At 42.4% G+C, this 1,580-nt stretch carries 1 protein-coding gene; it reads right to left on the bottom strand.

Features of this window, described 5'->3' with window-relative positions:
- Positions 1-315 precede the first annotated feature (315 nt).
- Positions 316-1,470: an IS110 family RNA-guided transposase gene (locus AAEY57_RS19115; protein WP_350608565.1), complete on the bottom strand. Its 1,155-nt coding sequence runs from the start codon at positions 1,468-1,470 to the stop codon at positions 316-318.
- Between the last annotated feature and the right edge of the window lie 110 nt (positions 1,471-1,580).

The following is a 1,580-nucleotide window of genomic DNA, read 5'->3' as shown; positions in this document are numbered from 1 at the left end:
GGCGTTGGTATGACTCCCACTGTCAAGTTAAACGCACTGATCCTTGCTTAACTTTTTAAGCCATAATTACTTCAGCTCGAATTAGAGCGAGTTAATACATAGGATGAAGCAAGTAAGTTCGTCGGTTATCTTGCTGATATTCGTTGGTTATTACTATTTCTAGTAACAGAGCAGACCTTACTTATTCCGTCGTGGCACCTGTCTTCAGTCTATGTTCGTGGTTCAACGCAGCGTTAGCTGCATTGCCATCCTAACGCCGTCGGTGGTTGTGCCACACCCGATGCTTGATCCCATGCATTAACTCTAATTCGTTTATCATGCGGGTACTCTTGCCAATCTAAGTTTTGTATTCACTGGCGTAAGCACCACTTCTTTAGCAATGGCCCATATGTACGCAATCATTTCTCGGGCAATTGCGGTGACAACCAGGTTGTAGTGTTTCCCTTTGGCTATCATTTTTTTATAGCGCTTGCAGAGCCTAAGTTGTGCTTTCCACGCAATATCAATAATGTCCTTTGGTAAACCTTCTTGTCGTTTTTGCATATCTGTCGATATATTTGCTGCATATCGATAAGTGTGCGCGCCTTCAACAAGGAGGCGTCTTGCTCGGCCATTTCCGCATTTTGTGATAGCGCCAATATGGCGTTTGCCACCACTCGAGTGTTCACTGGGTACAAGACCGAGATAACTCATTAATTTACGGGGATGATCGAAGCGCGTTAAATCGCCAAGCTCAGCAACAACACCGGTGGCGACCAACAAACGAACACCTCGCATTGCTTGTATTGCTTTAACAACGGGATAATAACGCCATTGATGGACGTGATGTGTAAGTTCATTATCTAATCGTTCAAGTCGGCTTATTCGCTCGGTAATTGTTTGTAAAAACTCTTGTAAAACGATGTGCTGTGCTGGGTGTGGAAGCACAAGCTCAGTGAGCCAACGTAAATGTTTTTGTGACCAATTTGCAGTGCCTTTGTAATTAATATTATTACGAAGCAGCAGTGCTTTTAATTGATATTTAGCATCTTTTAAATCTTTCATGGCTACTTCGCGTGCGCGAGATAAATCGCGTACGGCTTCATCTTCAGGCTCGGGAACATAGATAGGTGTTAAATCTTCAGATTTAAGTAATTTAGCGAGCTTAAGGGCATCACGTTTATCGGTTTTAATTTTTTCACCAGGTTTTTTAGGAATAAGAGACGGGGCAACCACATAACAGCAATGGCCAAGGCTTGTGATTAATCTGTAAATCCAATAACCACAAGGGCCTGCTTCATAAACAAAGTGTAGCGTTGCGCCAGGGTATTTAGATTCAAACTGACGGACAAGCTTTTGAACGGCCATTTTGGAAGAAGAAAATCGACCTAGGTGAACAGGTTGAGCGCCTCTATGTTCGTCAATATAGGCGACTTCATTGAATTCTTTATGTGTATCAAGACCGATAAAAAGTATGCTATGTTTATTCATGTTAGCCTCTGCTGTTTAGTTATTTGACAAACTAATTATGGCTCTGGTTTTGAATTAAGCTAACCCACGAAAAGCGGAGGCTAACACCGTGTGGGAGTCATTATGTCTAT

It is taken from the genome of Pseudoalteromonas sp. MER144-MNA-CIBAN-0113 (assembly GCF_040308965.1).
GTDB classification, from domain to species: Bacteria; Pseudomonadota; Gammaproteobacteria; order Enterobacterales; family Alteromonadaceae; genus Pseudoalteromonas; species Pseudoalteromonas tetraodonis.
The sequence above is the reverse complement of the archived record's forward strand: the minus strand, read 5'-3'. Positions and strand labels throughout refer to the sequence as shown.

Coding starts and splice junctions, on each gene's coding strand:
- AAEY57_RS19115 (WP_350608565.1), bottom strand. CDS start 1,470: ATGAATAAACATAGCATACTTTTTATCGGTCTTGATACACATAAAGAA.